Annotated in this window: 18 protein-coding genes; 17 read left to right on the forward strand and 1 reads right to left on the reverse strand. The window is 60.8% G+C overall.

Features of this window, described 5'->3' with window-relative positions:
- Nucleotides 1-533: 533 nt before the first annotated feature.
- The 8 genes from LBK75_04030 to LBK75_04065 all read left to right on the forward strand — a co-directional run bounded on the left by LBK75_04030 (nucleotide 534) and on the right by LBK75_04065 (nucleotide 8,987).
- On the forward strand, nucleotides 534-1,625 hold the full coding sequence (locus LBK75_04030; protein ID MDR1157458.1) for a hypothetical protein: 1,092 nt from the start codon (nucleotides 534-536) through the stop codon (nucleotides 1,623-1,625).
- On the forward strand, nucleotides 1,625-3,124 hold the full coding sequence (locus LBK75_04035; protein ID MDR1157459.1) for an alpha-hydroxy-acid oxidizing protein: 1,500 nt from the start codon (nucleotides 1,625-1,627) through the stop codon (nucleotides 3,122-3,124). The genes LBK75_04030 and LBK75_04035 overlap by 1 nt, the downstream gene beginning before the upstream one ends.
- 105 nt (nucleotides 3,125-3,229) lie before the next feature.
- The gene (locus LBK75_04040) at nucleotides 3,230-3,682 is read left to right on the forward strand and encodes a 4Fe-4S binding protein (protein ID MDR1157460.1); all 453 of its coding nucleotides are present in this window, start codon (nucleotides 3,230-3,232) and stop codon (nucleotides 3,680-3,682) included.
- Between the two features lie 15 nt (nucleotides 3,683-3,697).
- The gene (locus tag LBK75_04045; protein MDR1157461.1) at nucleotides 3,698-4,939 is read left to right on the forward strand and encodes an FAD-dependent oxidoreductase; all 1,242 of its coding nucleotides are present in this window, start codon (nucleotides 3,698-3,700) and stop codon (nucleotides 4,937-4,939) included.
- Entirely contained in the window at nucleotides 4,936-5,655 is a 720-nt protein-coding gene (locus LBK75_04050) for a glutamate synthase (GenBank protein MDR1157462.1), read from the forward strand. Before LBK75_04045 ends, LBK75_04050 begins: the two co-directional genes overlap by 4 nt.
- Nucleotides 5,656-5,778: 123 nt before the next feature.
- Entirely contained in the window at nucleotides 5,779-7,032 is a 1,254-nt protein-coding gene (locus tag LBK75_04055) for a glutamine synthetase family protein (protein ID MDR1157463.1), read from the forward strand.
- A 148-nt stretch (nucleotides 7,033-7,180) separates the two neighbouring features.
- Entirely contained in the window at nucleotides 7,181-7,750 is a 570-nt protein-coding gene (locus tag LBK75_04060; GenBank protein MDR1157464.1) for an ANTAR domain-containing protein, read from the forward strand.
- Nucleotides 7,751-7,811: 61 nt separating this feature from the next.
- Nucleotides 7,812-8,987: an LL-diaminopimelate aminotransferase gene (locus LBK75_04065; GenBank protein MDR1157465.1), complete on the forward strand. Its 1,176-nt coding sequence runs from the start codon at nucleotides 7,812-7,814 to the stop codon at nucleotides 8,985-8,987.
- A gap of 407 nt (nucleotides 8,988-9,394) precedes the next feature.
- Here the strand turns inward: LBK75_04065 and LBK75_04070 are convergent, their stop codons facing one another.
- A complete protein-coding gene (locus LBK75_04070; protein ID MDR1157466.1) occupies nucleotides 9,395-9,886 on the reverse strand; it encodes a chemotaxis protein CheW in 492 nt (163 codons plus the stop codon).
- A 682-nt stretch (nucleotides 9,887-10,568) separates the two neighbouring features.
- Here LBK75_04070 and LBK75_04075 point away from each other — a divergent pair.
- From LBK75_04075 to ribF, 9 genes are all read left to right on the forward strand, one after another.
- On the forward strand, nucleotides 10,569-11,030 hold the full coding sequence (locus LBK75_04075; GenBank protein ID MDR1157467.1) for a ribosome maturation factor RimP: 462 nt from the start codon (nucleotides 10,569-10,571) through the stop codon (nucleotides 11,028-11,030).
- Between the two features lie 55 nt (nucleotides 11,031-11,085).
- Nucleotides 11,086-12,168, forward strand: coding sequence for a transcription termination factor NusA (nusA, locus tag LBK75_04080; protein MDR1157468.1), 1,083 nt, complete (start codon nucleotides 11,086-11,088; stop codon nucleotides 12,166-12,168).
- A gap of 48 nt (nucleotides 12,169-12,216) precedes the next feature.
- Nucleotides 12,217-12,498: a YlxR family protein gene (locus LBK75_04085; GenBank protein MDR1157469.1), complete on the forward strand. Its 282-nt coding sequence runs from the start codon at nucleotides 12,217-12,219 to the stop codon at nucleotides 12,496-12,498.
- Entirely contained in the window at nucleotides 12,488-12,817 is a 330-nt protein-coding gene (locus LBK75_04090) for a 50S ribosomal protein L7ae (GenBank protein ID MDR1157470.1), read from the forward strand. The genes LBK75_04085 and LBK75_04090 overlap by 11 nt, the downstream gene beginning before the upstream one ends.
- 60 nt (nucleotides 12,818-12,877) lie before the next feature.
- The gene (infB, locus tag LBK75_04095) at nucleotides 12,878-15,226 is read left to right on the forward strand and encodes a translation initiation factor IF-2 (protein MDR1157471.1); all 2,349 of its coding nucleotides are present in this window, start codon (nucleotides 12,878-12,880) and stop codon (nucleotides 15,224-15,226) included.
- Between the two features lie 60 nt (nucleotides 15,227-15,286).
- A complete protein-coding gene (rbfA, locus tag LBK75_04100; protein ID MDR1157472.1) occupies nucleotides 15,287-15,634 on the forward strand; it encodes a 30S ribosome-binding factor RbfA in 348 nt (115 codons plus the stop codon).
- A 61-nt stretch (nucleotides 15,635-15,695) separates the two neighbouring features.
- On the forward strand, nucleotides 15,696-16,703 hold the full coding sequence (locus tag LBK75_04105; GenBank protein MDR1157473.1) for a DHH family phosphoesterase: 1,008 nt from the start codon (nucleotides 15,696-15,698) through the stop codon (nucleotides 16,701-16,703).
- Entirely contained in the window at nucleotides 16,681-17,577 is an 897-nt protein-coding gene (truB, locus tag LBK75_04110) for a tRNA pseudouridine(55) synthase TruB (GenBank protein ID MDR1157474.1), read from the forward strand. The genes LBK75_04105 and truB overlap by 23 nt, the downstream gene beginning before the upstream one ends.
- On the forward strand, nucleotides 17,570-18,487 hold the full coding sequence (gene ribF, locus LBK75_04115; protein MDR1157475.1) for a riboflavin biosynthesis protein RibF: 918 nt from the start codon (nucleotides 17,570-17,572) through the stop codon (nucleotides 18,485-18,487). The genes truB and ribF overlap by 8 nt, the downstream gene beginning before the upstream one ends.
- Nucleotides 18,488-18,560 lie beyond the last annotated feature (73 nt).

An 18,560-nucleotide genomic window follows, 5' to 3' on the forward strand; every position in this document is an offset into this window, starting at 1 on the left:
TTGCACAAGCGCTGCGGATGTATTTGTTTGGTAACATATCCAATTATAGGATATTTGATCTTACTTTTCTACTACCCCTATGGGCTGTTTTTGCCTGGATTCTCTGGATTTTCCATGTGCGCTTTCTAATTTCATCCCAGTTAGTCCTCTCTTGTTTTCCAATTTATTCCTGTTTCGTCTCGCCTCCGCATGCCTCGACGGCCTCGCTAAATCGATGGCGTCCTCTGCGAAGAGCCCTGATATTTTCCATAATTTGGTTTATTTTTCAAGTTCTTATATTTTGGAACCTATTTCTTATTTTTTGTATTTCTATATTTTACCATTTTTGTCGCTTCCGTTCTGTCAAACATCGCGGCGGTTTTGCTTCCCAGAAAAATCCTTGTTGACTTTTGCAAAAAGATCCTTTATAGTATTCACAATGAACAACGGCGTTCATCAGTGCCGTGCGCGAATCTGCGTGCGGCACTGGTGAATGCTTTTCTTTTATATGAGGACGCCTTCGGGGAAGAGTGCCGGAAAGGACTGGGCTGAACATGCAAAAGGAAGGGCAGGTGCGCATCCCATCGGGCTGCGCGATCGCCGGGATCTTTTCCCGGACAGGTACACGGATGGACGGGTCTGGCATCATCCGATCTATCACAACCATGCACGACCGCTCCAATGGGCTTGGCGGCGGGTTTGCCGGTTACGGCATCTACCCGGAGTACAAAGACTATTACGCGCTGCACATCTTTTATAACAACTCGTCGGCCAAGGCGGAGTGCGAATCATTTTTAGACAGGCACTTCGACATCATCAACCTATCTAAGATCCCCACGCGCAAAATTCCCGCCATCACCGACGAACCTTTCATCTGGCGTTACTTCGTCACCCCCCTGCCCACCCGCTTGCAGGCAAGCCAGCTCGACGAGCGGGAGTTCGTCGCCCGGTCGCTGTTTCGCGTCAACACCCAGATCGAGGGTGCCCACGTGTTCTCCAGCGGGAAGAATATGGGGGTGTTCAAAGCGGTGGGCTTCCCCGAAGATGTGGGTACGTTTTACCGGCTGGAGGAGTACGAGGGTCACTGCTGGACTGCGCACGGCCGCTACCCGACCAATACCCCCGGCTGGTGGGGCGGCGCCCATCCCTTCGCGATGCTCGACTACTCGGTGGTGCACAACGGAGAGATCTCCTCGTACGACGCGAACCGGCGTTACATCGAGATGTTTGGATACAAATGCACCTTGCTGACCGACACCGAAGTCATCACCTATATTATTGACTACCTCCACCGCAAAGTCGGCCTGACGCTCCGCGAGGTGGCTCGCGTCATCGCCGCCCCGTTTTGGTCTTCCATCGCCGAACTTCCCGAGGAGGAGCGGGTATGGGTCAGTTACCTGCGCAAGTCCTTCGGAAGCCTGCTCGTCACCGGCCCGTTTTCTATTCTGCTCGGGTTTGAGCGGGGGATGATGGTGTTGGGCGATCGGCTGAAACTGCGTTCGATGGTAGTGGCCGAGAAAGGTTCGATGGTTTACGCCGCGAGCGAAGAGTGCGCCATCCGCGTGCTGGCGCCGAGCGTGGACCGCATCTGGGCTCCCGGCGCGGGAGAGCCTGTGATTGTGACGTTGGACGGAGGTGACGTGTGATGCAAATGCTCTACCCGGAATACGAAGTCGTGCGCAACCCGCAGCGCTGCATCACCTGCCGCGTCTGTGAGCGACAGTGCGCCAACGAGGTCCACGTGTACGACGAGGAACTTGACACCATGCGGTCCTACGAGGAACACTGCGTGGCCTGCCACCGTTGTGTCAGCCTCTGCCCCACCAAGGCGCTCAAGATTGTCAAGACGGACCATACGTTCCGGGCAAACGCCAACTGGACCGGAGAGGTTATCGGCGAGATCTACCGGCAGGCCGAGAGCGGCGGCGTGCTGCTCTCCTCCATGGGTACGCCGAAGGGCTACCCGGTGTATTTCGACAAGATGCTTATCAACGCCTCGCAGGTCACAAATCCCTCCATCGATCCGCTGCGCGAACCGATGGAGACGCGGACATTCCTTGGTCGAAAGACTGTGCGTGTGGAGCGCGGCCCGGACGGTCGGCTCATCGATAACACCGCCCCCCAGCTCATGCTGTCCGTCCCGGTCATGTTTTCCGCCATGTCGTACGGCTCCATCAGCTACAACGCGCATGAGAGCCTCGCCCGCGCGGCGCGCGAACTCGGGATTTTCTACAACACCGGTGAGGGTGGACTGCACAGCGACTTCTATCAGTACGGCGCCAACACCGTCATCCAAGTGGCCTCGGGCCGTTTCGGCGTCCACAAGGACTATTTAAATGCCGGCGCGGCGGTGGAGATCAAAATGGGCCAGGGCGCGAAACCCGGCATTGGCGGGCACCTGCCCGGAGAAAAGATCGTGGGCGACATCGCGAAGACCCGCATGATCCCGGAGGGCTCCGACGCCATTTCCCCCGCCCCCCACCACGACATCTACTCCATCGAGGATCTGCGCCAGCTCGTCTACTCCCTGAAAGAGGCGACGGATTACAAAAAGCCGGTCATCGTAAAGATTGCCGCTGTCCACAATGTCCCGGCCATCGCGAGCGGTATCGCGCGCAGCGGTGCGGACATCATCGCCATCGACGGATTTCGCGGCGGCACCGGCGCGGCGCCGACGCGCATCCGCGACAATGTGGGCATCCCTATTGAGCTGGCGCTCGCCAGTGTGGACCAACGGCTGCGCGACGAGGGGATCCGCAACGACGTGTCCATTGTCGTCGGCGGCAGCATCCGCAACAGCGCGGACATCGTCAAGGCCGTGGCCCTCGGCGCGGACGCCGTGTACGTGGCAACCTCCGCCCTGCTGGCCCTCGGCTGCCACCTGTGCCGCACCTGTCAGCTCGGCAAATGCAACTGGGGCATCGCCACCCAGCGGCCCGTGCTGGTGAAGCGGCTGAACCCAGACGTCGGCTTCAAGCGCCTTGTGAACCTCGTCACCGCCTGGCGGCACGAGATCATGGAGATGATGGGCGGCATGGGCATCAACTCGATTGAGACCCTGCGGGGCAACCGCCTGATGCTGCGGGGCGTGGGGCTAAACGAAAAAGAACTGTCAATTTTGGGTATCCAGCACGCGGGCGAATGAGTGCCCATTGGCGTTTCTCATCGCTTTGTGCCCGCGCGTCACGCGCCGTGACGCCGCCGCGGCAGGTATACGATCAGATGTGTAAAGGGAAGAGGCATTGTATATATGAAACGGATCTACGTCAGCGAAAAATGGTGTCTTGGCTGCCATCTGTGCGAGTATTACTGCGCCTTTGCAAACTCCGGCTCGGACGACATGGCCAAGGCGCTGATGAATCGGCGGATCAACCCCCGGATCCAGGTGGAGGAACGCAGCGGTATCAGTTTTGCCGTCTCCTGCCGCCACTGCGAGGAACCCCTGTGCGTCAAGAGCTGTATTACAGGCGCGCTCAGCAGTGAGGGCGGGCTCATCACCATCGACAAAAACCGCTGTGTGGCGTGTCACACCTGCGTCCTTGCCTGCCCTTACGGGACGATCATGCCCTCCGACGACGGGATGATGCAAAAATGCGAGCTCTGCCTGAAAAACGCCATCGGCGAACCCGCCTGCGTAAAATACTGCCCCAACAGGGCGATCATCTACGAGGATTCCGCCGCGCCCGCCGCCGCCGCGCAGTAGAGGGGGATACAGACTATGAAGACAAAGCAGTACTTGATCATCGGCAACTCCGCAGCCGCTATAGGCTGTGTGGAGGGGATCCGGCAACTGGACAAAACGGGTGCGGTCACCATCGTCTCGCGGGAAGCGCACCACACCTATTCCCGCCCGCTCATCTCCTACCTGCTGAGCGGCAAGACGGACCGGCAGCGGATGCGTTACCGCGACGCCGATTTTTACGAGACGTACGGCGTCGCCCCCCTGCTGGGACGCACGGCGCTCTCGCTGGATCCTGCCCAAAAGACGATCGCACTGGACGACGGGCAAACGCTCCCCTATGACAAGCTGCTCGTCGCGACTGGTTCCGTCCCCTTTGTCCCCCCAATGGAGGGACTGGACCTGGTGTCGAAGAAATTCACCTTTCTCTCTCTGGACGACGCCGACGCGTTGGCGGCCGCCGTGACGGCGGACAGCCGCGTGCTGATCGTCGGCGCGGGCCTCATCGGTCTCAAGTGTGCCGAGGGTCTCTCCGGGCAGGCGGGTTCTCTCACGGTCGTCGATCTCGCGCCGCAGATTTTGCCCAGCGTCCTCGACGAGGGAGCGGCGGCGCTCGTCCAGGCGCACATCGAGCGGCAGGGCGTCCGGTTCCTGCTCTCCATTTCGGCTGCGCGGTTTGAAAACGGCGCGGCACACCTGACCGACGGCTCGACGGTCCCCTTTGACGTTCTGGTGCTGGCCGTGGGCGTGCGGCCCAGCGTATCGCTGGCCCGGGAAGCGGGCGCGGCGGTCGGCCGGGGGCTTATCACCGATGAGTACATGCGTACAAATCTCCCCGGCGTCTACGCCGCGGGCGACTGTACCGAGAGCTTCGACATCACGAGCGGCGAACGAAAGCCGCTGGCACTGCTCCCAAATGCTTATTTGCAGGGCGAGACCGCCGGGCTCCACATGGCCGGCGGCGGCAAGCCCTTTTGTACCGCAATGCCGATGAACGCCGTTGGGTTTTGGGGTCTGCACATCGTCAGTGCCGGCAGCTATGCGGGCGACGCTTACATCAAGTGCGAAGGGGAGCATTACCGCAAACTCGTCTGCCGTGACAACCTGCTGCAAGGTTTTATCTTGATTGGAGATGTGCTGCGTGCGGGCATCTACACTGCGTTGATCCGCGATCGGGTGCCGATCGATACGATCGATTTTGAACTCATTAAAGACAAACCGGGCCTCATCGCCTTCTCGCGGCGTGACAGGCAGAAGAAACTGGGGGTGAAACCGGCATGATCATTCGGGCCGACGGTATGCACTTTGAGGACCTGTGCCGGGAGATCCGAGAGGCCGGTGAGGATGTCCTCGTGGAAAACTGCCAAGGACAGCGCTACATCGGCAGCGGAATGCACGGTGTGAACATCGACCTCTACGGTACCCCGGGGAACGCGCTCGGCGCCTATTTCGGCGGCGGCCGCATCACGGTGCACGGCAACGCGCAGGACGCGACGGGAGATACGATGGATGGCGGGACGATCATCGTCCACGGTTCCAGCGGAGACGCCACCGGGTACGCGATGCGCGGCGGCCGGATTTTGATTCGGAACAACGCGGGGTACCGTGCCGGGATTCACATGAAACAGTACGCCGACAAGCGGCCTGTACTGGTGATCGGTGGCCGGGCCGGAAGCTTTCTCGGCGAATATCAGGCGGGTGGGCTTATCCTTGTGCTGGGCCTGCATACCGACGGCCGCCCCATCGTCGGGGAGTTCTGCGGCACGGGGATGCACGGCGGACGGATCGTTTTGCGCTGCGACGCGCCGCCCGCAGGTTTGCCCCGACAGGTCATGGCCCGACAGGCGTCGGGGGAGGATTTGGAGGAAATTGTCCCACTGATGGACGAATTTTGTTCGACTTTTGACATAAGATGTGATATGATGTCGAAAAGTACTTTTTTTATTCTGACTCCCGACAGCCGCAACCCCTACCAGCAGTTGTACGTGTACAACTAACGTGGGTTGCACCTGCAACCCGCAACCCAAATTCTTGTTTTTTGTTGCCGCTTCGCGGCAACAAGGTACTAAATACGGTGGCGCGGGCGCGGCGGTGGACCAAAGCGGAAAGGAGTGCCTCCTGTGACGTACACCACAAAAGAAGTCCTGCAGTTCGTGCAGGAAAATGATGTAAAATTTGTAAAATTGGCGTTTTGTGACATTTGGGGCGTGCAAAAGAACATCTCCATTGTGTCACGCCACCTTGAGGCCGCGTTTGAAGAGGGCGTGGCCTTTGACGCTTCTTCCATCGCCGGGTTTTTGACGGTCGAAAAGTCGGATCTCTGTCTCTTCCCCGACCCTGCCACGCTCCACGTCCTGCCCTGGCGGCCGCAGCAGGGGCGCGTCGTGCGCTTTTTTTGCGACATCCGCTACCCGGACGGCGCCTCCTTTGAGGGCGACACGCGCCGGCTGCTGGCCAAGGCCTCCGGCAGTGCGGAGGAGATGGGTCTCTTCTGCCGGGTCGGCAGCGAGTGTGACTTCTATCTCTTCCACATCGGGGAGGACGGCGCACCCACGGACACCCCCTTTGACAACGCCGGGTATCTCGATGTGGCGCCGCTTGACCGGGGCGAAAATGTCCGTCGCGACATCTGCCTCTATCTGGACCAGATGGGCGTCACGGCGGAGAACTCCCACCACGAGCGCGGCCCGGGCCAATACGGCGTCGACATTCACCACTGCGACATCCGCAAGGCGGCCGACGATCTTGTCATTCTCAAGTCGGCAGTGGACTCCATCGCCGCAGCCAACGGGCTGTGGGCGTCGTTTATGCCAAAGCCCATCGAGGAGCAAAACGGCAACGGGCTCCATTTGAACTTTTCACTCGCGCAAAACGGCCGCAACATCTTCAAGACGGACGGGGCGGAGCACTCCCCCATCGCGGAGAGTTTCATCGCCGGGATCCTCGTCCACATCGCCGAGATCACGGCAGTGGCAAATCCGCTCCTGTCGTCTTACACTCGTTTTGCACAAAACGAGGCGCCGCCCTACATCTCCTGGGCACACCAGAACCGGTCGCAGCTTGTCCGCATCCCCGCCGCCTCGGGAGACCACTCGCGTATGGAACTGCGTTCGCCTGACCCGGCGGCCAATCCGCATCTCCTGCTCACGCTGCTGCTGCACGCGGGGCTGGACGGGGTTCGACAGTCCCTGCCGCTGCCGCCGTCGATTGACGTGAACATGTATGAGCAGGGCGACGACACGGAGGCGCAGCGGCTTCCCCAGTCCCTGGGCGACGCGCTGGACTGCATGGCGGACAGCGCCTTTGTCCGTTCGATTCTGGGCGATGTGTATACCGAGAAGTACGTTCGGTTCAAGCGTGAGGAGACGCGGTAAGAACGGCGTCTCCGGGCACCCGCCGGCCCGGCCGGCCTGGGTGCCGGTCTAAGGCAATGTCGCACAATGCGCCGCTTGGCGCTTGGCCGGATCTTTTCCCGGCGTTGTACGGCATGGCTCTGAGGCTTGGGAGAGGTGGTGGTCCGTTTTGGAGAGTATCCTGATTGTCTCCGGCTCGGAAAAGGGCCGGGAGGTACTTCGTGAGTTTTTGTCCGTCCATGCGTACCAGGACGTCGTTTACACAGGCCACGCGGCGGAAACCAAACGCCTGCTGCTGGACCGTTGTTTCGACCTGTGTGTGATCAATACCCCCCTGCCGGACGAATTCGGGTCCGATCTCGCTATCTCCGTCGTGGAACAAGGTGTTTCGCAAGTGATGTGCCTCGTGAAGAGCGACGTGGCGGATACGGTGTCCGCTAAATTGGAAGATTATGGAATTTTTGTGTTGGCAAAGCCTCTGAACAAACAGACGCTCTGGTCGGCTTTTAAATTGATGCAGGCCGCGCACCACCGTTTGCGTGGTCTGCAAAATCAAAACGATCTGCTCAGGCAGAAGATTGAAGACATTCGGCTGGTGGATCGGGCAAAATGTTTGCTCATCTCCTATCTCAAGATGACGGAACCGCAGGCGCATCGCTACATCGAAAAGCAGGCCATGGATCTGCGTCTCCCGAAGCGTGAGATCGCGATCCATTTGATACGCACCTACGAAGAATGACGGCGGCAATGATAATGGATGGTTATCCCTCTATTTTCTCTGTGAAGGGTGTGAGTGACCGGTGAGAGTCAATCAGAATTACCAGAAATTGCAGGACAACTATTTATTTGTGGAGATTGGGCGGCGGACGAGTGCCTTTTTGGAGGCACACCCGGAGGCCGACGTCATTCGCTTGGGGATTGGCGATGTGACGCAGCCTCTCTGCCCCGCCGTGGTGGATGCGCTGAAGGCCGCCTCCGAGGAGATGGGGACGGTCGCCGGTTTTCACGGCTATGGTCCGGAGCAGGGGTACGCCTTTTTGCGCGAGGCGATACGGGACGTATACGGCGCGCGCGGCGTATCGCTCGACGCGTCGGAGATCTTCATCAGCGACGGTGCGAAGAGCGACATGGGCAACATTTTGGACATCTTTGACCGCGACAATACCGTGCTGGTGCCCGACCCGGTCTACCCTGTCTATGTGGACACCAATCTGATGCTGGGGCGGCCGGTGGTCTTCGCCGGCGGGGTTGAGGAAAACTGTTTTTTGCCGGGTCCGGACCCGAATGTGCGGGCGGACATCATCTATCTCTGCTCTCCGAACAACCCAACGGGAGCCGTCTATGGCCGGGAAGACCTGCGCAGATGGGTAGACTACGCGCGCGAACAGAAAGCGCTGATTCTCTTCGATGCGGCCTACGAGTGTTTCGTCCGGGACGACAGCCTGCCTCGCAGCATCTACGAGATCGAGGGCGCACACACCTGCGCCATTGAGTTCTGTTCTCTCTCCAAAACGGCCGGCTTCACGGGGACGCGCTGCGGGTACACGGTGGTGCCCCACGCGCTCGCATACGACGGCATGCGGCTTAATAAGATGTGGCTGCGCCGTCAGACGACGAAGTTCAACGGCGTGCCCTACATCATCCAGCGCGGTGCGCGGGCGGTATTCACACCCGAGGGACAGCGGCAGGTGCGGAAGATCACGGATTATTACCTTGGCAACGCGCAGATCCTCGCCGGTCTGCTGGACCGCTTGGGCATCTTCTACACCGGCGGGCGTCACTCGCCGTATCTGTGGCTCAAATGCCCCGGCGGGCGGAGTTCGTGGGAGTATTTCGACTTTTTACTGACAAAGGCCCATGTGGTGGGAACCCCCGGCGCCGGCTTCGGTCAAAACGGCGAGGGCTTCTTCCGTCTCTCCAGCTTTGGCGACCGTGTCCGCACCCAAACCGCCGTCGAAAGAATTTTGGCCGTTTGATATCCGGACAGCAAATGGGCGGCTCTCATCACACTGCAAAGTGATAAGAGCCGCCCATTGTTTCGGCGTTGCTATGATAATGTAGCTCATTTGTGATACGATGATGTGCATAGGAGGTGGCACTATGGCAACTGCTATCAATGTGCTAAATGTGGTATGACATTGCTGTCCGCCGATGAAAATGTGCCCAAATACCGTGTGAATTGGCTGTGGTAGAGCCTTTGAGATAGGTTACACTATTATGATCTAAGGGTCTGTCGAAAAATAACCTGTACATTTGACTTGCCCTTTTTCGCCCCGGCCGCGTTGCCGGAACCCTTGAATACTACAAGTATTCGCGGAACCCGGCGCCTTGCCGGGACACAAAATTGCTGCGCCAACTGCACACTTTATTTCCCGACAGACCCTTATATGTTTGCCAGAAGGGTTTCATCAAGGAGCATCACGGTGGTGTTGTCCTTCTCTCGCCGGGCAATCTGGTCCACGTATTGGGACCGCGACGCACCGGTGTGACTCTCTACGAACGAGCCGATGAATTCGACAGAGAGGATCTCATCGACCACCAGGCCCATCCGGTGATCCTCCCACTGGACGACGATCACCATGTCGCGGACCTCCGACGCCCCTGCCTCCGTGCGGTCCGGCAGGCCGAACAGAATGCGCAGGTCCGCGAGGGAGATCATTCCGTCCCGAAACCGCGTCACGCCCCGCATGTAGGGAGGGTCTCCCACAATCGGCGTGGCGTGGTCAAAAATCTCGATCGAAAGTACGTTCTGGCTGTTGATTCCATACGCGACGCCGTCCAGCGTGAACAAGATCCAGGGCAGATCGCCCACTTCCAGAGACGCCTGCTCCTCCGCTTCTTCCGTCGTCAGCGTCTGAACCATCTGCTCACTCACTCGGAAAACCTCCCTCGGATATCTCAATCGTTGGTGACACCCATTTTAACACTTGGTGACACCTGAACCATACCTGAGCCGTTTTATATTATATCGAAACAAAACGGAGTTTTCTTCAACAGAGGCGTTTCAAGACTCCAAGGGGGTAGCTGGATGCAGACCACACCGCGGTCCATGTCCCAGCCTCCCCCTTGGAGACGAGCATATCCGATCCACTACCACAATATGTAGTGTCTGCCTACAAGATGTGGTATGAAAAAAGTCGAAAAATGCAGGCGCCCGCACCCGCTACGGCGAAGCCTCGCCAAAACTGCCGGCCAAAGCAGATACATCACTGCTCTCACTATTCATAGTATCGTAACATATAAGGTAAATATTTACATCAAAAAGAAAAATTTTCCTTTTTGTGAAAAAATTTTTCTCCCCATGCCCTCCTCCTGTACCTACGGCGCCGCCAGAGCGGAAAATTTCTCACAGTTTTTGAGGCCGCTCCAAAAGAAAATGACAAGAACCCCTTGCAAATATAAAAAATTGTGGTATAATGAGTTCCGTTGGATAGTGAGCCGTCTGTAAGAGTGGGGATTCCCCACTCTTTCTTCTTGGGATACCGGAGTACACTAATTTTTTCCAGTTTAGGCGAGCAACCTTACGGATTATCAACGATTTGAGGCGATTTTTTGATATGAGCAAAGTGGAGCGTCTTGTGACGGCGCTGGCGGAGCCGGCGGCGGCGGCGGCGGGGTGCGAGCTCTGGGACGTCGAATTTGTCCGGGAGGGGGGCCGCGCCGTGCTCAGGGTATACATCGATCGCGCGGGCGGCGTGGGCACCCAGCACTGTGAAGCGGTCAGCCGGGCGTTAGAGCCTCTGCTCGACGAGGCCGATCCCATCCCCGGGTCCTATACGTTGGAGGTCTCCTCCACCGGTCCGGAGCGGCCCCTGCGGCGCGATTCCGACTTTGCCCGGTTCATCGGCCACGCCGTGTCGGTACGCCTATACGCGCCGCGCGACGGCGCGCGCGAGTTTGTCGGCACGCTCTCTCACCACGACGGACAGACCGTCACGCTGGACGACGGCGCGCTGGTCTTCAACAAAAAAGACGTCGCTCTGGTCCGCCTCTATGTCGAGTGGGGCGACGCCCTGTGAGCCCCGGAGCGGAAATAAACGACATTTTAAATAAGTCGGGGGAGATTGCTGCCATATGAACGCCGAGTTTTTTGACGCCATCGCGCAGATCGAGCGCGAAAAAGGAATCCCGCGTACCTTCATGCACGAAAAAATTTCCCAGGCCCTGGTCACCGCCTACAAACGCGACAACGCCGGCATCTCCGAAAACATCGTGGTGGAACTCGACGATACGCGCAAAGAGGTGCACATGTATCTGCAAAAAACCGTCGTCGAAGAGGTGACCAACCCGGCGCTGGAGCTCTCCCGGGAGCAGGCGCGGGAGATATCGCCCACCTCCGACGTGGGCGACGTCGTACCGATTCCCGTCGAGACGCGGAATTTTGGCCGGATCGCGGCGCAGACCGCGAAGCAAGTCATCATCCAGGGCATTCGCGAGGCGGAACACGGACTCGTATACCAGGAGTTCAACTCCAAGGAACATGAGATTTTGAGCGCCCAGGTCAGCCGATTCGACGTCCGCAACGGCGGTGTCGTGATGGAGATTGGTGGGAGCAAGGGCGACAAAACCGAGGCCATCTTGATGCCGGGCGAACAAATACGGGAAGAGATGTTGAACATCGGCGACCGGGTAAAAGTCTACGTGGTGGAAGTCCGCAAGTCCTCCCGCGGGCCGCTGATCCTGATCTCGCGCACCCACCCGGGCCTCGTGCGGCGGCTCTTTGAGCTTGAAATCCCGGAGATTCACGACGGCGTTGTGGAGATCCGGAGCATCGCGCGCGAGGCGGGACACCGCACGAAGATCGCCATCAGTTCTAATGACGCCAACGTCGATCCCATTGGCGCCTGCATCGGCCCGCGCGGCGCGCGCGTCGGCGGTATCGTTGAGGAACTGCGCGGGGAAAAGATCGATATCATCAAGTACAACGACGACCCGGTCGAGTTTGTAACCGCCTCTATGGCACTGGCCGATGTAGTCCACGCCGAAATTTTGGACGACGGCAAATCCTGCCGCGTGGTCGTCCCGGACGACCAGCTCTCACTTGCGATCGGCAAGGAGGGGCAAAATGCCCGCCTGGCCGCCAAGCTCACGGGTTTCAAGATCGACATCCGCTCCAAAAGCCAGTGGGAAGCGGAGACAGCCGCCCAGCAAGCATAACTGCGCCGCCCGGCGGGCATAAAAAAGCCGCTTTTGTCGGAGGATGTTATGGTAAAGGTGAGAAAAATACCCATGCGCCAGTGTGTCGGGTGCCGTGTCATGAAGCCGAAGCGCGAACTCATCCGTGCGGTGCGCGCGCCCACGGGGGAGATATCCCTAGATTTCCACGGCAAAAAGCCGGGACGGGGCGCGTACGTTTGCCCGGACATGGCTTGCCTGGCCCGTGCCAAGAAGGTGCGCGCGTTGGAGCGCGTCTTTGGAGTCCCGGTGCCCGACGAGGTCTTTGAGGCGTTGAGGCGGCAGATGACGGCGCCGGATCATGACGACTAATCCGCTCGGACTGTTGGGCCTCGCGCGCCGCGCCGGCCGGCTTGCACTGGGGGCCCGGGCCGTTGAAGGTGAACTGCGGCACAGGCGCGCGGTGCTGCTGCTGCTGGCAAGCGACGCCGGCGCGGATGCGGTGCGCCGCGCGGCGCGTCTGGTCGAAGGAGCGGGCGGTCCGCCGTGTCTCACATTGCCGTACACAAAAGAGGAGTGGGGACGCGCCATGGGCCGCGACGTCTGCGCGCTGGGCGCTCTGACCGACAAGGGCCTGGCCGCGGCACTGAAACAGTCCATCGAGTCCGCTTCTTCCATCGATTCCCACTGAAAGCCGCATGGGCCGGCGTATTCCATCCATCCGATGAACCATACATGAGGGGGCACAGATATGAGCAATTTGATCAAATACCGGGTGCACGAGGTGGCCAAGGATTTTGGACTTCCTTCAAAGAAGGTGTCCGATATCATGACCAAATACCTGACGCCGCCCAAAAACCATATGCAGGTACTCACTGACGAGGAACTCAATGTCATCTTCGACGAGATCACGCAGACTCACCAGATTGAGAACATTGAGATCGTTTTCTCCAAGACGTACAAAGAGCCGCCGGCCGCCGCTCCGGCTCCGGCCGCAACGCAGCCGGAGGCCGCGCCTGTGCCCGCCGCCGACACGCCGGCTGCGTCGGCGTCTTCCGCCGCGCCGGCCCCCGCCGCCGCTCCGCCGCCAGCCCCCGCGCCGGAGCAGCCCAGGAAGCACGAGCCGCGGGTGCGTATCATTGACACGCGCGGCGCTACGGTGGATCTCGGTCGGTACGACGAGCGCATTGAACAGCTCGTACCGGAGCGCGCGCAGAATATGAAACGCGGCAAAGAAAAGATCAAGCGCGCGCCCGACAAGAAGTCCGGCATACCCTTCAGCCAGAAGCGCCGTCAGGAGGAACAAGAGCGCATGCGCCGTCTCCAGCTTGAGGCGCTGAAAAAACAGCCCATCAAGGTGCTTATCCCCGATGAGATCTCGGTCTCTGAACTCGCGGCCCGCATGAAGAAAACGGGGACCGAAGTGGTAAAACAGCTCATGAAACTGGGCGTCATGGCCTCCCTGCCGCAGACTATCGACTTCGAAACCGCTTCTCTCGTCGCGATGGAGATGGGCGCACGGGTTGAACGCGAGGTGGTTGTAACGATTGAAGAGAGACTGATCGACGACAGTGCCGACGAGAAAGAGGCGCTCGTACCCCGCGACCCGGTCGTCGTCGTGATGGGCCACGTCGACCATGGAAAGACTTCCCTGCTCGACTATGTCCGCCAGGCCAGCGTGGCCTCCGGCGAGTTCGGCGGCATCACGCAGCATATCGGCGCCTACCGCGTCTCGCTGAACGGCCGGCAGATCACCTTCCTCGACACGCCGGGCCACGCCGCCTTCACCTCCATGCGCATGCGCGGCGCGCAGGTCACGGACATCGCCATTTTGGTGGTGGCTGCCGACGACGGCATCATGCCGCAGACGGTGGAGGCGATCAACCACGCCCGGGCCGCCCGCGTGCCGATCATTGTGGCGATCAACAAGATGGACAGACCCGACGCGACCCCGGACAAGATCATGCAGCAGCTCACGGAACACAATCTGGTGGCCGAGGAGTGGGGCGGCGACACGATCGTCTGTCCGGTCTCGGCAAAGACGGGCACCGGGATCGATCGGCTGCTCGAGATGGTGCTCCTCACCGCAGATATGTGCGATCTCAGGGCCAACCCAAACCGCCCGGCGCGCGGCAGCGTCATCGAGGCGCGGCTCGACAAGGGGCGCGGCCCCGTGGCCACGATGCTCGTGCAAAACGGCACGCTTCGGCAGGGCGACATCCTGATCGCCGGTACTTCGGTGGGCCGTGTGCGCGCCATGACCGACGACAAGGGCCGCAAGATCGAGACGGCCGGGCCCTCCGTGCCGGTGGAGATCATCGGTATGGGCGAAGTGCCGGATGCGGGCGACCAGTTCCATGCCGTGGCCGACGAGCGTATGGCCCGCGAACTCGTCGAACAGCGCAAACATCAGCACAAAGAGGAGACGGCCCGCCCCGTGGGGCAGAAAGTCTCTCTGGAGGATCTGTTCGCGCAGATCCAGGAGGGACAGATCAAAGATTTGAACATCATCGTGAAAGCCGACGTGCAGGGTTCGGCCGAGGCCGTGCGCACATCGCTCGAAAAGCTTTCGACGGACGAGGTCCGGGTCCGGGTGATTCACAGCGCCGTGGGCGCAATCAACGAATCGGACATCCTGTTGGCCGCCACGGCCTCCGCCATTATCATCGGGTTCAACGTCCGGCCGGAGCCGTCAGCCCGCGACAGCGCCGAGCGCGCCCATGTGGACGTGCGCCTCTACCGCGTCATCTACGAGGCGATTGAGGAGATGGAGGCTGCCATGAAGGGTCTGCTCGCGCCGAAGTTCAAAGAGGTCGTGCTGGGACGCGCCGAGGTGCGCCAGGTCTTTAGGGTCACCGGCGTCGGCACGGTGGCGGGCTGTTATGTGCTGGAGGGCAAAATAGTCCGGCTGGCCAAGGCGCGCCTTGTGCGAGGCGGCATCGTCGTGCACGAGGGCGAACTCGCCTCCCTAAAGCGGTTCAAAGACGACGCGCGCGAGGTGGCGGTCGGCTACGAGTGCGGCATCGGCATCGAGCGCTTCAACGACATCAAGGAAGGCGACGTCATCGAGGCCTTTGTGATGGAAGAGATCGAACGATAAATTTCCAATTATTGGATATTATAGTGTTCGGGGGTGAAGGCAGTGCCGGGTACGGGCCGTATGCAGAAGATCAACGAGGAGATCCTGCGGGAACTCTCTCGTCTGGTACAGACGTTGAAAGACCCGCGCATCAGGGGCGTGGTCAGTTTGACCCATGTGGAGACGACGCGAGATCTCTCTCTGGCGCGTGTCTATGTGAGCGCGCTGGGCAGCGGCGTGGACGCCGGGGCCGTGGTGGCCGGGTTCAAATCGGCCGCGGGATACCTGCGCCGGGAACTCGCCGCCGCCCTCTCGCTGCGGCACACGCCGGAGCTGCAGTTCATCGCCGACGACTCGCTCGCCCGCGGGGCGCGGATCCAGCAGATGCTGATCGGCCTTCGGGAGACGGCGGGCGGGGACGCGGATTGAAACAAAATGCGAGACAACTGGCGGCGCCGCGCCGGGCGCCGAACCCTAAGGAGTGCCTTATATGCCAAATACAGACGCAGACACCGCGTATCGCATGATCACGGTCGCGGAGGCGGCCGAGCAGCTCACGGCGATGGACACGGTTTTTGTCCTGACCCACCAGCGCCCTGACGGGGATACGCTGGGCAGCGCCGCCGCCCTGTGCGCCGGACTCCGTTCGCTGGGCAAAACGGCGTATGTGTTGGAAAACCCGGAGGTCACCGCCCGCTATGCCCCCTATGTCGCCGACTACCTCTGGCCGGGCGCGCCGCCGGAAAACGCCGTGTTGGTTGCGGTCGACGTGGCCGCGCCGACGCTGCTGCCCAAGGTATATGAATCCTGGGAGAACCGCATCACGCTGGTGATCGACCACCACGAGACCAACAGCGGGTTTGGCCGGTTTGGCTGCGTGCTGCCGGGCCGGGCTTCCACGGGAGAGATCATCTTCGAAGTGCTCGAAACCATGGGTGCCGCTCTCACACAGGCTGTGGCGTTGCCGCTTTATCTGGCCGTGTCTACGGACACCGGCTGTTTTCGTTATTCCAACACGACGTCGCGCACGCATCGTGTAGCCGCCGCCCTGATCGACACCGGCATCCCGTTTGCCGTTGTGAACCTAGAGGTGTTTGAGATCAAGTCGCGCCGGCGCTTCCAGATCGAGGCGCTGGTACTCGGTGAGATGGAGTTCTTTGACGGGGGTGCAACGGCGTTTTGTTATCTCACGATGGAGATGCTTGCGAAGACGCAGGCTGACGAGGACGACATCGACAACATCTCGGCGCTGCCGCGCAAGATGGAGGGCGTCGAGATCGGCGTGACTCTCCGCGAACAGGCCGCCGACCTCTGGAAGATCTCCGTCCGTACCTCGCAGCGCTGGGAGGCGAACCGCATCTGCGCGCAGCGCGGTGGCGGCGGACACCCTCGTGCCGGCGGCTGTCGGTGCCACGGGAATCGGGCGGAGGTGCGCCGGCAGATGCTGGCGGCCGTGGCGGAGGTGAAGGCGCTGCATGGATGGGATCCTGGTCATTGACAAACCGGCGGGCTATACCTCCCACGATGTGGTGGCCCGTTTGCGCGGCCTGCTGAAACAGCGCCGCATCGGACACGGTGGTACTCTGGACCCCCAAGCCACCGGCGTTTTGCCCGTGCTCGTCGGGCGCGCCACGCGCGCCAGCGCGTACTTGCTTGGCGACAAAGAGTACTTGGCTCAGATCGTCTTCGGTGTCGTCACCGATACCCAAGATACGAGCGGCACGGTGGAGCATGTCTCCGACAGGCGGCCCTCACGCGCGGAACTGGAGGCGGCGCTCCCCGCCTTTCGCGGCGAGATCAAGCAAGTGCCTCCGATGGTGTCGGCCGTCAAAGTGGACGGGCACAAGCTCTATGAGCTGGCGCGGCGCGGAGTAACGGTCGAAAGGCCGCCGCGTCCGGTGACCGTCCGCACGCTGGCGCTGGAGGATTTGACGGCGGACGGCTGCACGCTGCGCGTGCGCGCCTCTAAGGGCACCTATGTCCGTACTCTGGCGCACGACCTGGGTCAGGCGCTGGGCTGCGGGGCCGCTCTGTCGGCGTTGCGCCGCACCTACGCCCATCCTTTCTCCCTAGCGGATGCCGTGACCTTGGAGGATGTGGCGGCCGCCGGGAGCGGCGCCGGCGCCCTGCTAAAGCCGGTCGACGTTCTCTTTGCCGATCTCCCCGCTCTGACGGTTGGTCCCCGGGACGAGGCCCGCTGCCGTGTCGGCGCGCCCTTTCCCGCGCCGCCGAAGGCCCCGCCCGCGGGTGCGCTGTGCCGCGTATACGGCGCGGGGGGCGTATTTTTGCTGATAGGCCGTGTGCGTGCGGCGGATCACGGCCACACCGTCCACACGGAAAAGAATTTTTTCGAGGTGAATGCTGATGGATAGCCCCAAAGCGAGCCGCGCCATTGCGCTCGGGTTTTTTGACGGCGTCCACATCGGGCACGGCGTCCTGTTGCGCCGGACCGCCGAGGCGGCGGCGCGCAACGGCGCGCGGCCCTGTGCGCTGACGTTTGACAGTCACCCGGAAGCGCTGATTTTAGATCACGCCATCCCTCTGCTGTGTACCGTCGAGGACAGGGCCGACCTGATTCGCCGCCTGTATGGCATGCAGGAAGTCATCTTTGCGCACTTTGACGACGCGCTGATGCACATGTCGTGGCGCGATTTTTTGCAGGAACTGCTTATTGGCCGGTTTCACGCCACGCATGTGGTGGCAGGCTATGACTTCCACTTCGGCTACCGCGGCGAGGGCAACGCCGCGCTGCTGGCCGACGCTTGCGCGCAGGCGGGGATCGGCTGCGACATCATCCCGCGTGTGGAGCTCAGCGGCATCACCGTCAGTTCCACCTATATTCGCAAACTCGTGGCCCAGGGAGACATAGAACGCGCCCGGCTTTTTCTCGGACACCCCCATTCGCTCTCCGGTTTCGTGGGGCACGGCCGCAAGCTGGCCTCAAGCTGGAACATGCCGACGATCAACTTCCCCCTGCCCGCCGGTATCCAGAGTCCGGCCAAGGGCGTCTATGCCAGCACGGCCTCCTGGGGAGACAACCGCCTCTACCCCGCCGTCACAAACATCGGGACCAGGCCAACCGTGAGCTGCGGCGCGGAAATCGTGGTGGAGACGCATATCCTGGGTTTCACGGGGGACCTCTACGGCCACCGGATCCGGCTGGAGCTCCACAAGTTTCTACGCCCGGAGGCGCGTTTCCACACTCTCGAGGCGTTGACGCGGCAGATCGAGCTGGACATTCGGGAAGCACGGGCGTTCCATCAGATCGCGGACGAGGTTTGACGCGGTCTCGTTTTCCGCAGTGGGAGGTTGCCTTTGGACGGATTGACATTTGGGGAGAAGCCAAAGCGGTTTG

The organism is Oscillospiraceae bacterium (assembly GCA_031265355.1).
In the GTDB taxonomy this organism is placed as follows: domain Bacteria; phylum Bacillota; class Clostridia; order Oscillospirales; family UBA929; genus JAIRTA01.